This window comes from Micromonospora pisi (genome assembly GCF_003633685.1).
GTDB lineage: Bacteria > Actinomycetota > Actinomycetes > Mycobacteriales > Micromonosporaceae > Micromonospora_G > Micromonospora_G pisi.
In genome coordinates, this window is record NZ_RBKT01000001.1 from 5,028,059 (window position 1) to 5,041,345 (window position 13,287).

The 13,287-nt window shown below is 66.9% G+C and carries 12 protein-coding genes; 5 read left to right on the top strand and 7 right to left on the bottom strand.

Features of this window, described 5'->3' with window-relative positions; all coding sequences use genetic code 11:
* Positions 1–1,138: 1,138 nt before the first annotated feature.
* Complete coding sequence (locus BDK92_RS38505) at positions 1,139–1,984, bottom strand: hypothetical protein (protein ID WP_147457078.1); 846 nt, start codon at positions 1,982–1,984, stop codon at positions 1,139–1,141.
* A 98-nt stretch (positions 1,985–2,082) separates the two neighbouring features.
* Between BDK92_RS38505 and BDK92_RS38510 the strand changes: the two genes are divergently transcribed.
* Positions 2,083–3,363 (top strand): pentapeptide repeat-containing protein, encoded by a 1,281-nt coding sequence (locus tag BDK92_RS38510; RefSeq protein ID WP_147457079.1) that lies wholly within the window; start codon positions 2,083–2,085, stop codon positions 3,361–3,363.
* A gap of 908 nt (positions 3,364–4,271) precedes the next feature.
* Here BDK92_RS38510 and BDK92_RS38515 read toward each other — a convergent pair.
* Positions 4,272–4,598, bottom strand: coding sequence for a hypothetical protein (locus BDK92_RS38515; protein ID WP_147457080.1), 327 nt, complete (start codon positions 4,596–4,598; stop codon positions 4,272–4,274).
* 419 nt (positions 4,599–5,017) lie between these two features.
* Here BDK92_RS38515 and BDK92_RS21420 point away from each other — a divergent pair, with 419 nt between their 5' ends.
* Positions 5,018–5,203 carry a hypothetical protein gene (locus tag BDK92_RS21420; protein WP_121158321.1) on the top strand — a complete coding sequence of 62 codons (186 nt, stop codon included), beginning with the start codon at positions 5,018–5,020 and terminating at the stop codon, positions 5,201–5,203.
* 438 nt (positions 5,204–5,641) lie between these two features.
* Positions 5,642–5,764: a hypothetical protein gene (locus BDK92_RS40845; RefSeq protein ID WP_281278632.1), complete on the top strand. Its 123-nt coding sequence runs from the start codon at positions 5,642–5,644 to the stop codon at positions 5,762–5,764.
* A 262-nt stretch (positions 5,765–6,026) separates the two neighbouring features.
* Here BDK92_RS40845 and BDK92_RS21430 read toward each other — a convergent pair whose 3' ends face one another.
* The gene (locus BDK92_RS21430) at positions 6,027–7,085 is read right to left on the bottom strand and encodes an NHL repeat-containing protein (protein WP_147457081.1); all 1,059 of its coding nucleotides are present in this window, start codon (positions 7,083–7,085) and stop codon (positions 6,027–6,029) included.
* A 335-nt stretch (positions 7,086–7,420) separates the two neighbouring features.
* Here BDK92_RS21430 and BDK92_RS21435 point away from each other — a divergent pair, with 335 nt between their 5' ends.
* Positions 7,421–8,566: an amidase gene (locus BDK92_RS21435; RefSeq protein WP_170208648.1), complete on the top strand. Its 1,146-nt coding sequence runs from the start codon at positions 7,421–7,423 to the stop codon at positions 8,564–8,566.
* Here BDK92_RS21435 and BDK92_RS21440 read toward each other — a convergent pair.
* Positions 8,533–10,635, bottom strand: coding sequence for a HelD family protein (locus BDK92_RS21440; protein ID WP_246017555.1), 2,103 nt, complete (start codon positions 10,633–10,635; stop codon positions 8,533–8,535). The genes BDK92_RS21435 and BDK92_RS21440 overlap by 34 nt on opposite strands.
* A 179-nt stretch (positions 10,636–10,814) precedes the next feature.
* On the opposite strand from BDK92_RS21440, the gene BDK92_RS21445 reads away from it, so the two are divergent.
* Complete coding sequence (locus tag BDK92_RS21445; RefSeq protein ID WP_121158326.1) at positions 10,815–11,462, top strand: TetR/AcrR family transcriptional regulator; 648 nt, start codon at positions 10,815–10,817, stop codon at positions 11,460–11,462.
* Between the two features lie 34 nt (positions 11,463–11,496).
* Here the strand turns inward: BDK92_RS21445 and BDK92_RS21450 are convergent, their stop codons facing one another.
* The 3 genes from BDK92_RS21450 to BDK92_RS21460 form a co-directional block, all read right to left on the bottom strand.
* On the bottom strand, positions 11,497–12,075 hold the full coding sequence (locus BDK92_RS21450; RefSeq protein WP_121158327.1) for an NADPH-dependent FMN reductase: 579 nt from the start codon (positions 12,073–12,075) through the stop codon (positions 11,497–11,499).
* An 87-nt stretch (positions 12,076–12,162) separates the two neighbouring features.
* Positions 12,163–12,885: a methyltransferase domain-containing protein gene (locus BDK92_RS21455; RefSeq protein ID WP_121158328.1), complete on the bottom strand. Its 723-nt coding sequence runs from the start codon at positions 12,883–12,885 to the stop codon at positions 12,163–12,165.
* Positions 12,886–12,949: 64 nt separating this feature from the next.
* Positions 12,950–13,264 carry a hypothetical protein gene (locus tag BDK92_RS21460; protein WP_121158329.1) on the bottom strand — a complete coding sequence of 105 codons (315 nt, stop codon included), beginning with the start codon at positions 13,262–13,264 and terminating at the stop codon, positions 12,950–12,952.
* Positions 13,265–13,287 lie beyond the last annotated feature (23 nt).

The following is a 13,287-nucleotide window of genomic DNA, read 5'->3' on the forward strand; positions in this document are numbered from 1 at the left end:
CCCAGCCCCGGTATGACGGTGAGGCCAGCGCCGCCGGCCGCCGCCGGGTCCGTGGGTGGTTGAGGTGGGAAGCCGTCCCACCCACCGTCGACCCGGGCAGAGCCGAGCAGACCACCGCCCGAGGCGCCAGCGTCCGTACGGGCGTCAAGGCCCGCTTGTCATGGCGCCCCGGGCGCCGGCCTGCTCCACAGGAGTGCTGGTCGACGGCGGACGGGATGGGCGTCAGGCTTTGGGGTGGTCTGGTTCGTCGAACCGTCAGGGGCCGGCTTGGCAGCGCAGTTGGCATGGACTGTCACGGCACGAAGGGCTGGTGCAATGAGGTTCTACGTCGGACTATGCATTCATGGTAAGTACCGACTGGGCACGGGCTGTGGGTTCCCAAGAGCTTCAACTGTGGACTACGGCGACTCTGCTGCAGCGAGACCGGGTTCGCTCTGCGTTCGACGATCACGTCCATAACTTGCCGGATGTTGGCCAGCGCAGACGGACCCGCCTGCAGGTTGAGGGACGCCTCTTTGCTCTTGCCTTGAACCAGTGGCACGTCTCCCTAAGCATGATCAGGGACCTGTCAAGGCCGGAGATACGTCCCGGATTAACGGCCTTGATACGGGCGTTCGACCGGCAGTACCCCACGGTTAGACAACTGCGAAACGTGATTGCCCACCACGATGAGTACATATTAGGGCGAGGAGTGCTGCAGCGCGGGACGACGCCCACAATTAAATATGCACTTCGATGGACAAGTGGCACCTCGGGGTCGGTAGACATTGTTTACGCGCAGGGCGTGCCGCCGTTAGTCCTGGATGTCGACCCCATGACGGATGCGGCTATTGAGGTGATGGACGGGTTGAACGCTCTCTTGGCGGCAAACCCACAGTCTCCGCGACTGCCGGCGGATGGTGAAGGTCCGAGGGCGGGTACCTGAGATCGACGTTAAGGCTCGTACCCGTACCCGTACCCGTACCCGTACCCGTACCCGTACCCGTACCCGTACCCGATCCGTGCCCGACGTGGCGCTAACCAGCAGCTAACAGAGACCCCTAGGTGCGCCAGATGTTTCACGCCTAAGTGGTCCGCCAGTCGAATCCGAAATGGTGCGTGCCGACTGCGGTGCGGGTCGACGACACGGGGAACCTTTCTACTGACTGTTTCGGGGAGGCGACAGTTGTTCGCTCTCGGGGCGGTGCCCGATTGGAGGGAAAATTCGTCCCAGTCGACTGGCCGCTGGGTTGCCCGCCTCCAGATGCCATTTGTCTTGGGCTCGGCTGTCGATGCTAAACGCCGCAATGATCAGGAAGTACATATTTACAAGAGGATTAAGGTCGTTAAGGTGAGTGCCCTCCTGGCCGTTGTAGCGGGGTAACTGGCGCGTAAATTGGTAGTCGATGATCCCGTTGTTGTGCACAATCAGATTTCTCTTGGCAATCGCCTCGGCTGCCCAAGTCAGATTGTTTGGGCTGGCGAAGAGTTGGAACCCGAACTTTCCTTTGACATCGCGGTGCAGCTCACGGATACCTTGGTAAGAAAGCTTTCGTACATAGTCGTCGACTGCGTATTGAATCACTGCCGCTTTGTCCGGGAGGCGTAGGAGATCGGAGACCTTGATGTCGGGTAGCGCCTTAATTGACTCAGGGTACCGTCGTAAGACTGCGGTCAGAAGCCGTGATATATAGGTAAGAAAGTAATCTGTCGTACGTGTCAGGATTAGTTCTGAGACAAGGTGAGTGTACCCGTGCTGTACCAATTGTGGCGTAGTAAGTCGATCCACGTCGAGGTTCGACGATGGGTCATGTTTGCGAAGGGCATCCCCGATCGGTTCGCCCCCGACGTTCACCGCACCGAGGAAGTGGAAGAGCCGGTGTGTGTTGTCGAGGAAGTCTACAAATTCTTGGGTGCGACCCGGTGTAGGTGGGCCGCACAGGATATGCATCGCAGCTTCTACTAGTCCGACGGCGGTCGCATCGGATACCTCCGACTCTGTCATGGCAAAATCCTCGCAGGATCCTGATTGTTTTACCAGAGGGCAGTGCTGCAATCGGCGGGTTGCTCTTGTGGTCTTACCCGGAGGTTGACCAGGTGTGGGTGAACACCCTGGTCGGCAGTGGTTGGATTCCTCTGGCAGGGGTGCTGGCGGCCATGTGCAAGTCTCTAAGCATGGGAATGCTCAGGCGCGGTGCCCCTGCCGCTCAGGGAGACGCAACAGTCCGAGGATCTTTGTTGCGGCAGGTAGTGGGCGGGCTGGTTCTGGCTGTACTTGTTGCAATCATTAGTACTATTTCCTTATGGCTGTTGCTGGGCGGTCCGAAGATTGCCACAGCGGGCACGGCTCTTAATGCTATCGAGGTCTACAGTGGTTTGCGGATTTCGCTCGCCGTCGTTGCTGGACTGGGTGCGGTGGTAGCGCTGGTTGTCGCCTACCGGAGGCAGCGCTACAACGAAGCGCAGCACTTGCTGTCGCAGGTTTCGGACACGCGTGATGCTGTAAGACTCTTTGGCGAGCGATTCCAATCAGCCTCAGGGCAAATTGGTTCCGCTGAGCCCGCTGTCAGGCTCGCTGGGGTATACGGGCTGCTGAACTTGGCGAATGATTGGAAGTCCGGGAGGCAAATGTGCGTCGATGTCCTGTGTGGCTACCTGAGGATGCCTTTCGAAATCTCACCAGCGGACGCTGAGCTGGTCTACTCGATGGTATATGTCGGAAAAAACCGTGCCCAACCAATCGTTTCTGCAGACGTGCTAGTTTCTGACAATGAAACTCGTCGGGAATTTCAGGTGCGCTTGGCAATCCAGCGCACCCTGGTGGCTCATCTCCGAAATCCGAGCAAGAAGCATGAGTATGACGAGGAGGTTCTTGAATTCTGGCCTGACATTCGACTCGACCTCTTTGGCGCCGTGCTGTGCAATTTCGACGTTGAAGGTTGCGATGTCGCCTGGGCTGATTTTAGGAGGGCTCGCTTCCTGGGGGATGCGAAATTCTGGCGATTTACCGTCATTCACGAGGCCAAGTTTCAGTGGGCGGTGTTCTTTGGAGGTGCGGCGTTCAGTGGTGCAGCTTTTGGTGGCCACGCCAACTTCTGTGACGTTAAGTTCATGCGAAAGGCTTCCTTTCTGGGTGTGAAGTTTGGGGTCGATGGCGAATTCAATCGGGCGGTCTTTGAAGACGAGGTGAATTTCAAGTCGACCGGGTTCGGTGCGGGGGCATGGTTCCCCGGCGCGCGTTTCATGGGAGCTGCATCTTTCAAGTCGAGTCAGGCGGTAGACGGGCACCACTTGGCTAATGCGGAGGTTGAGGAAAGAGCAGGCTGGCACGACTGGCCGTCTGGTTTCGAGGTAGTGAGTGGACGAATCCGTGAGACAACCTAGCGCGGAGGTGTCGGCGATGACGGCAGCGAAGGAGGGGTCGACGAGGACCGGGGCCAGGCCGTCTCCAGGCCGTCAGAGGTGGACCAACGGTGCCTAACGACGACCATCAACGCCGAACGTTCCAGCAGCTCAGTGCCTGAATGGCTACCACATGTCGGATAGGCCGGCTGCTCGTGCCAGTTCAACGCCAAGTGGTTCCCTGGGCCGCCCACGGGGCCGTCCGGGCCGTCGCCGGGCGCCGGCCAACGCTGACCTACGACGACCAGCGACACCGGATGAAGCAGCAGGTCAAGTACCCGGCGAGGTTTCTGACAAGGAGGGCGACGGACGAGGCGACCTGTACGCCGGATTCCGTTAGAGCGACGGTTCGTGGAAGTAGACGGTGGCCGACCACCAGTCACCGTCGGCAGTGACCTCGCTGTGCAGGATGACGTCTTGGACTCCGACGCCGGGCCGTTGCTCGATGCTGTCTGCGATGCGGCGTAGAAGCGCCGGGACGCTGTCTTGGCCGGGGCCAACTGGGTTGGCTTGCGAGAAGTGCTTTATGGTCCACGACTCCCGTTCAGACGGCATGGCGGCAGTCTGCCAGGGTTCGGACGATAGCCCTCTCCGGTGGTATGGGGCACACATGGGGCTTGAGACACCGTCAAACGTCGTCAGTCAGCCACCAACGTTGGCAGCCCGAGACGACATGTGAGCAGCTGTCGGGCGCTGTTCCCGCTGTCGGGGGGCAGCGGCTCTAAGTTCCGCTTCAACTGCACCACTGCCGATTTGTTCTCTTCTGAATCAAGGCGCCGCGCGAGCGCGGCGCGCCCGCTCGCGCTCGGCCTGCTGGCGGCCTCCGGCCGGCATCGGCCGGCGCGGCGGGCTGCTGCCGGGAGGGTTAACCCGGGACACGGGTTTCTTGGTCAGCCGATACAGGCGACGAGGGCTGAGGCGTCTGCCGAAAGAAATAGCTTGAAGCGCTTACGTGTGTCAGGCACCTGTACAACTCCGACCCGTACCGGCTGCTCTCCCGCTGCGGTCAGGGACTCAAGACCCGGATGCCAGCCGTCGGTGGGGATTCCGGCGTCCTGGACGATTTGTTCTCGGACCCGCCAGATGTCAGCGAACTGCCGCGCCGGTGCGGAGGGGTCGAAAACCTTGAACGAGCTGCCACTCTGAAGTGCAGCGATACATGCCTGAGGTGGCTCCGGTGCTGCGGCCAGTAGGGCGATGAGCACATCGCGATCCATTACAGGATCGTACGAGCGTTAGATCTCGGGCCAACAGGCGGCAGCGTCGACTTGAGTGCCGTGACGATCGCGAGGATGGTCAGCGCCGTCGCGGGTAGGGCGATCGGCTGCCGCGCCGCTTCGCGGCTTGCCACCGGCGTACGCGGTCCGGGCGCACGGTGCCCCGGCGCCACGCGAAGCCGCCCCGGCCCAAAGGCCCGGGGAGGAAGCCGTACGACGCAGCCCGCCGCGCTGTGCCAGCTGCGTGCCATAGGCCGGTGCCGTGAACGGTCTTCAGCGGGCAGGTACGGGCACCACGGCACCGCCGACGACCAGGCACTTCGGGCAGATCAGGTCGGTGGATCACGATCTTCCAAACTGAAGGTGGTGGTGCAGTCCATGGGGGAAGAGCCTTGGCGCCGCGTCGATAGGCTGTATCGGTGACCGACGCCGAGACCAGCCTGAGCCACCTGCGGGCAGCGATTGCGTACGAGCTAAGGCTGAAGGGCGCGGCGCAACTTGGTCCAAGCGGCCTTACGATCCTCACCCCGCCATCGGACCGCGAGTTGATCGATGAAGTCCGCAGGCTCCGGAAGCTGGCCGACCAAGCCGGGGGCACGAGATAGCTGGCGTGGCTCTGGCCTCTCTGCCGAATGCAGAGTACGTGCAATGATCTTGTCGGCCCTGGTGTGGCGGTCAGTCAGACGACCAGCTCAGGGGCATGTTCGGTGCTCTGCCTCAGTCGCCTTCCTAAACCGTGTGTCGCAGGTTCGAATCCTGCCGGGGGCACCTTGAAGATCAGTCAGAATGTCTTCTGACCAGCGAATATGCTCCCGGATCGATTCGGTCTCGGTGGCGACTCGCCCAGGACCGCAACCAGGGGCGGAGTACCCGTGTGCAGATGTCCGGCGGCGAACGGCGTCTGGATCGAGACGCGTTCGCTTGCGGCAGGGCGACCGTTACGCGGACGTGACCCGGATCAACCGAGGTGACCTGGCGGCGGTTGTGGGAACGGACGTGCCACCGCGTCGGAGGACACCTGCACCGCGTACCGGGAGGTTCCCATGCTTGAGGCCGCCGTGCTCTGGTTGCTCGTCACGATCGAAGTCGTCTTCGTCGGCTGGGTGCTCGTCACCGTACGCCGGCGGCATGTTGGCGCTCGGCGCCGGCGGAGCGTTCGTCGGTGAAGCGGGCAGGTCTACCAGTGAGCGACAGGAACACCGCTCCGTCGCTGGACCCGGCCTTCCGGCTGAGCGTGGGAACGTCACGTTCCACGCCCAGCCGGAAGGTGCCAGCTCCGCGCGGGTCATCGTCCCGGTCGTCGCCGGCCAGTCAGCAGAACAGTCGGCCAGTCAGCGGAACAGCCAGGGCCGTCAGCAGGACAGCCAGGCCCGTCGGCAAAAAGCCGGGGGCCAGTCAGTGGAACAGCCGGGCCGGTCAGCGGAACACCTAGACGGTGGGGACCAGGGTGTGGAGCACCGGGTCGGACCCGTCGTTGTCCGTGACGACGGCGTACAGGCGGGTGTCGTCGGCGGACCAGCCGAGCCCGCGTGGGGCGAGATCGTTGTACGCGGTCTCGCGCATTCCGAAGTCGTACGTCCAGGTCGGCTGGTCGCCGGTCTCGTCGTAGCCGTACAGGTCGTTGTCGTACCCGCTGGGGCTTCCCGAGCCGAGTGCCAGTTGACCGTTTGTCGCCACCCCGACCGAGGTCGGGTAGGGGCCGGTCGGGTACGTGCGTACCACCGACAGCCCGAAGACCGACATGAGTGTGTGGTACTGGGCACCGGTGGCGATCACGAGGTTGGCGCCGTCGGCGGTCACCGCGATGTCCTGCACGATGTTCGGCACGGCGATCTGGCACGGTCCCGGGCCCCAGCACATCGGGTCGGGCTCGCCGGTCGTGATGTCGTACTTGCGCAGTTGACTGCCGCTGAGGTCGCGGCCGGCGACGAGGAGTGTGACGCCCCAGCCCTCCCGCTCGGCGACCGCCAGCAGCGGTACGCCCTGGACGGCCGGCAACCCGGTCGCGTGGGTGGTGACCACGCCGGTGGTCAGGTCGAGAGCCCGCACACTGGCCGAGGAGAAGTCCATCGCACAGGCCGAGCTGAACCAGAGCTTGCCGACGGCGAGGGCGACATCGCCGGGACAGGCGGCGCCGACGTCGTACCGCTTGACCTCCCGCCCCTTCTTCGTGTCGATGACCGAGATCGTGTGCGCGCCGTTGAGCCCGGCGTACAGGAGGCTGCCGTCGGTGCTCAGGGCCAGGCCGGATACCCCGGTCTGGCCGTCGAACGTCCGCCGTACCGACCCGGCCTGGTCGACCACGGCGATTCGGTCGCCCCCGGCAAGGTAGACCTCGTTACGTGCCCCGTTCACCTGCATGTCGGCGTAGGACGTCAGGGGTAGGGGTGTGACACCGCCGGAAACCACCCCGGCTGCTGAAGCGGGCGTCGCCGCGGCGAGTATGCCCGCCGTGGTGAGCATCGACGCCAGAACCGACCCCGTCATGGTGCGAAACCGCACGCGCGGTCTCCCTTCGCTCGTTGACCCGTAGTGCCTCAGCGCCCCGGCGACCCCGCTGATGCGGTGCCCCGGGGTGCTCGGCCCGGGCGTCCCGGAGGACGCCCCCATCGGTAAAGCGTCGCCGGGTCGCCCGCCGTTACATTGACTCCACAATGGAGGGACAAGACGGCGACCGTCGGCCTGGTGACCTGACAGGGCTGTCACGGGTACGTCCGCGCGATATCCCGCCATTCCTACTGGCGTCGGGGGAGGTTCCCCGGCCACGCATCCAGTTAGGAATCGGCTCGCCAACGGCGACTCGTCCCCCGTACGTTGCGACGGTGGCAACCTGGATCACCCGTTTCGAGCCGCCCGCCAATCTGAGCGTTGATCCCGTACGCGTCGCGGTGAAGGACGCGATCGACGTGGCCGGCGCCGTCACCACGGCGGGTTCCGTGGCCGTTCGCGGTTCGGCCGCCCCGGCGCTCGCCGACGCCGCCTGCCTGGCGGGGGTCCGGGCAGCCGGGGCGTACGTCGTGGGGAAGACGAACCTGACCGAGCTCTGTACCAGCCCGGTCGGTGACAACGAGGCGTTCGGCACCCCGGTCAACCCGGTGGCGCCCGACCGGATCCCCGGCGGGTCGTCGAGTGGTAGCGCGGTGGCGGTGGCCACCGGGGAGGTCGACGTCGCGTTCGGTACGGACACCGGCGGCTCGGTACGCATTCCGGCTGCCTGTTGCGCCGTGGTCGGACTCAAGACGACCTGGGGACGGGTTCCGACCGGTGGGGTGTGGCCGCTCGCGCCGAGTCTCGACGTCGTCGGCCCGATCGCCCGTGACGTGACCGGTGTCGTCGCCGGAATGCGGCTGCTCGAACCCGGTTTCGCGGCGGCCGGCACACCGGCCCGGCGGGTCGGTAGGTTGCGGATTCCCGGTCTGGACCCCGCCGTCGAGGACGCTGTCGACGCCGCGCTCGACGCCGCCGGACTTGTCGTACGCGACGTACGCCTGACCAGGTGGGAGTCCAGCTTCGAGGCGTACGCGACCATCGTCCTCGGCGAGCTGTGGCGGGCGCACCACCGCCTGCTCGACGCTGATGGGCTGGGTGTGTTCGTCAACGAGGGCCTGCGGGCGGGTAGCCGGGTGGGCGGGGCGGCGCTGTCCGAGGCGATGGTCTACCGGCGCGACTGGCAGTCGGAGGTGTCGGCCCTGCTGGGAGAGGTCGAGCTGCTGGCCCTGCCGACGCTGGTCGCGCCGCCACCACCGTTGACCGACTTCGTCGGCTTCCCGCTCACCGATCTCACCGCTCCGTTCAGCCTGGCCGGTGTGCCGGCGCTGGCGATGCCGGTGCCGACACCGGGTGCGGTCGTGCCGCCGAGTCTTCAGCTCGTCGGCCCGCTCCACGGCGAGGAACTGCTCTGCGCGACCGGTCTGCTGGTCGAGGCCGCACTCGGTCAGGCGATGCCCGGCGCGGTGGCGATCGGATAGGCGCCGGCCGGCTGGGTTGCTGCGGCCGGCTGGGCGGGTGCGGCCGGGTGGGGAGCGCTGGCGGGACGGCCGAGGGCGGACGGGAGCGGGCGGGTGTGGAGGATGTCCAACCTGGACACGGCGCGGGTGAGCACCACGTAGAGGCGGTGTGCACCCCGTCGCTCGTCGTCGACGATTTCCGCCGGCTCCACCGCGACGACGTGGTCGTACTCCAGGCCCTTCGCCAGGGTCGCGGGCAGCACGGTCACCCGCGCGTCGTCGGAGTTGTCTCCGTCGACGGTCGTGGTGACGATCCCGGCATCGTCCAGCGCCGTCGCCAGTTCCGGCAGCCGGTGCCTCGCGGCGATCACCGCGATCGAGCCCGGTTGGCGTAGGGCGTCCGCCACCGCCGTGACCGTCGCCGCCGGCAGGTCGGCGACCGGGCTGACGCGGAGTTCGCCGTCGGCGCGGAGCGACCGGGTCGGTGGCACGTCGACCGCGAGCGTCGCCAGCAGCCGGTTGGTCAGTTCGACCACACTTGCCGGCACCCGGAATCCGGTGGTCAGCGGCACCACCGGCGCCTCAGGCTTGCCGAGGTGTGCGAGTTGCTCGGCCCACGATCGGGCCGCCCAGTCGGTGGTGGCCTGGGCGAGGTCGCCGAGCACGGTCAGGCACCCGTGGACACTGCGCCGGGCGACGGCCCGGCACTGCATGGGGGAGAGGTCCTGGGCCTCGTCGACGACGATGTGCCCGAAGCCGTCGGGGCGTTCGACCAGGCCGGCGGCCTCGTCGATCAGGATCAGGTCGGCGGCGGTCCAACGGGCCCGTTTCGCCGTCCGTGGCGCGGTCCAGGTTATCGCCGCCCGTTCCTGCTCATCGAGTACGCCGTCCGCCGCCTCGGCCAGCGTCTCCGGGTCACCGAGCAGTCCGGCCACCAGTTCCTCCGCCCGTACGGCCGGCCACACCTGGGCGAGCAGGTCGTTGACCGGTCGGCAGTGGCTCATCCGGCGTACCCAACCCGGGCCGGGCGCCTCGCGGGTCTCGGCGTGCCGTTGCAGCCGCCCGACGATTCGGGTGCGCAGCCGCTCCCGGCCGAGCCCGTACGGCAGGTCGGCCTGCCGCACCTCCTCGACGAGTCGGCGTAGCGCCTCGGTCGACACCCGCCACCGGTAGGACCCGTCCGGTACGACAAGCGGTTCGGTCGGCGTACGGATTTTCGCGTGCAGGGCGCGGCGCAGCACGTGTGCCATCCGTACGTCGTGTTTCACCGCCGCGGCCCGGTCGCTGTCGACGGCCTGGACCGGGTGTCGGGCGAGCAGGTCGTCGAGTGTCCGTTGGGCGATGTCGACCTCGCCGAGGGCGGGCAGCACGGCCGAGATGTAGTTCAGGAAGGCCCGGTTCGGGCCGAGGATCAGCACACCGGTGCGATGCAGTTGCCGGGGGTGGGTGTAGAGCAGGTACGCCGCCCGGTGCAGCCCGACCGCGGTTTTTCCGGTTCCGGGCGCGCCCTGGATGCAGACCGACTCGTGCAGCCCGGCGCGGACGAGTTCGTCCTGTTCGGGCTGGATGGTGGCGACGATGTCGCGCATCGGGCCGACCCGTGGACGTTCGATCTCGGCGGCGACCAGCCGGCTCAGCCCGTCGGCCCGTGTTTCCGAGCCGGCCCGTGTTTCCGGGATGGTCCCTGCGTCCGGGGCGGGCGTCAGGTGTTCGTCCTCGAAGCCGGTCAGTTCGGCCGGCGCGTTCGCCCGTCTGGTCCAGCCGAATCGGCGGCGTACCGCGACCCCTTCGGGGTGCTGACGGCTGGCCCGGTAGAACGCGCGGGAGACCGGTGCCCGCCAGTCGAGGACCCGGGGCGGGGCGGCCGGGTCGGTGATGTGGCGGCGACCGATGTAGTAGTGCTCGCCCCGGTGGTCGCCGGCTGCCGGGCTGTCGTCGAAGTCGAGTCGACCGAAGTAGAGCGGGCTCTCCGGTTCCTCGGCGAGGGCCTTGGCGTGGCTGCGCAGCATCCGGCCGAGCGTCTCGGCGGTGTAGCGGTCGCCGGCGATCTGGGCGCCGGTTTCCACCCGGTGCCGGGCGGTGTCGAGCATTCGGGCCAGCGTGGCCCGGGACTCGGCCAGGTAGGCCCGCTCGTGGGCCAGTTCGACGTCGAGCGTCGACTGTTCGGTCCGCACGGTGTCTCCTCCCACCTTCCGGCAAAACTTTACCGAGTAAATCATATGACTCGGTCAAGTTTCTAACTTGGTTGCGCCGTAGTTATGCTGGCGGGGTGAGTGAGGCGGCGGGACTACGCGAGCGCAAGCGGGAACGGACCCGGCAGGCCATCTCCGAGGCGGCGATCACGCTCTTCCTCGCCCGAGGGTTCGACCAGGTTTCGGTGGCGGAGATCGCCGCCGCGGCCGAAGTCTCCAAACCGACCCTGTTCAAGTACTTCGCCAGCAAGGAAGAGCTGGCCCTGCACCGGATCGCCGACCACCGCGAGGAAGCGGCAGCCGTGGTCCGGGCCCGCCCGGCGGGCCAGGCCCCGCTCGCCGCCCTGCGTCGGCGGTTTCTCGACGGGCTACGCGACCGCGACCCGGTCACCGGGCTCAACGACCACCCCGAGGTGCTGGCGTACCACCGGATGATTTTTTCCACCCCGAGCCTGCGGGCACCGGTGTTGCAGCACACCGAACAGGACGAGCGGGCCCTGGCCGAGGCCCTCGACGAGGGCACCGGGCACACCGGAGTCGACGCGGCGATCACCGGGCGGCTGGCGGCCAGCCAGGTGATCGCCGTACAACGGGTGCTGGCCCGGGAGAACTGGCGGCGGCTGGTCGACGGACGCTCCGCGGACGAGCAGTACGGCGACGCGGTGGCCGCCGCCGAGCACGCGTACGACCTGCTCGGGCGGGCGTACGCGGACTACTACGGCTGAGCCGACGCCCGTTCGTCGCGGCGGGACTGCCGGATCAGACCGAGGGGGTCTCGCGCATCGGCTTGAGTGCGAGCGCCCACCGGGCCAACTCGTCCAGGAGTGTCGTCGCCATCGACTCCATCTGCGCGGTCGGCTCGATCTCGGTGCCGTCCTCGCTGCGTAGCTGCGAGACGAACGGGATCATGACCGACTCGTTCAGCGGCACCATCTTCAGCGCGAGCAGGACCGGCTTGATCGCCTGCTGGGCCCGGGTGCCGGCCGCGAGCCCGCCGTAGCTGACCAGGCCCACCGGCTTGTACTGCCATTCCTGGTGCAGGTAGTCGAGCGCGTTCTTCAACGGCGCCGTGTAGCTGAAGTTGTACTCCGGCATCACCAGCACGTACGCGTCACCGGCGTCGATCTTGGAGCTCCAGTCCAGTGCGTGCTCACCCTCGTACTGCCGCATCCTGGGATGATTCGGCTCGTCCATCATCGGCAGGTTCCACTCGGCCAGGTCGACCGCCTCGACGTCGAAGGCACCGTGCTCGACCGCGCGCCGGTAGAACCACTGGCCGACGGGCAGACCGACCCGGCCGGGACGGGTGCTGGCGATGATGACGTACAGGGTCGGCATGGGCGCGGCACGTCCCCTCTTCGAATCGGTCGAGGCAGCCTGACCGGATCAGCGTCTCATGACCACCATCCACCCGTGGGGAGCCGGTCAATCGAAGAAGCGGGCCATGTGGCTGGGCGCCGGCTCCGGGGCGTCGGGGGCCAGCGGGGTCATGTCCGCGAAGATCGACGCCCCGTCGCAGCCGGCGTGCAGCGGGTACCAGCGCGGAGTCCCCGGTGGGCGGGAACAGATTCCCTTGATCGTCTGTACGTCCAGCAGCCGTACGTGGGTCGGGTCCGCGACCGCGTTCACGTGCCCCCACCACGGGCTCATGATGTGCAGTACGCCGCCCGGCCGGAGCACCCGGTGGCACTCGTCGACCAGGGCCAGGAAGTCGATCAGGTGTTCCAGGATGTGCACCGTGAAGATCACGTCGACCGAGTTGTCGGCGATCGGCAGCGGGCCGGAAAGGTCCGCCTGGGCGTCCACCCCGTCCGCGCGACGCAGGTCCAGGCCGAGGTTCTCCGGGTACTGCTTCGCCGCGCCGCAGCCCAGGTCGACCACCACCGGTTCCCGTCCGCCGACCCGGACCCGGGACCAGACCGCCAACACCCCGTCGAACCGGCCGACCAGTAGTCGGACCAGGCGCAACTGGTCGGCGTCGGCGACCTCGCCGGTCAGGTGCGCGACCCCCCGGTCGAAGCGGACCTCGACCGCGACCCCGCGCAGCCGGTCATCGTGCTTCGCCAGATCGGCGAACGCCTCGGCGAGGAAACCGTCGACCGCCCGGAGCCGCTCTCCCGAGGACGGCGTGCGTGCCAACGCGACCATGGGGCCCACCTCCCGGCGCCGGCTACCCACAATCGGGCCGGATATGCCTCCGCCCGGTGGCGGCTCAGCGCGGCGAGGGGCGGCGACCGAGTCTGGTGGCCCGGAGCCGCTGCCGGGGCGGGGTCGCCGACAACACCCGTTTCAGGTGGTAGCGGTGCAGCTCGGCGGTGCCCTCTTGAGAACTGTCGTCGGTGACCGCGACCAGGTCCCAGCCCTGTAGACCGGCCCGGTTCAGGTGCTCCAGCGCGGTCTCCCCGTATTCGGAGACGTCGAGCATCGAGCCGTCCGGGCCGTACCAGGTGTAGATCAGTTCCCAACCGGTGTCCTCTAGCCGGGCCTGCCGGCGCCGCACGAGCAAGGCGTACTCGAACTGGACCATGGGCTCATTGTCGTCTATCTTCG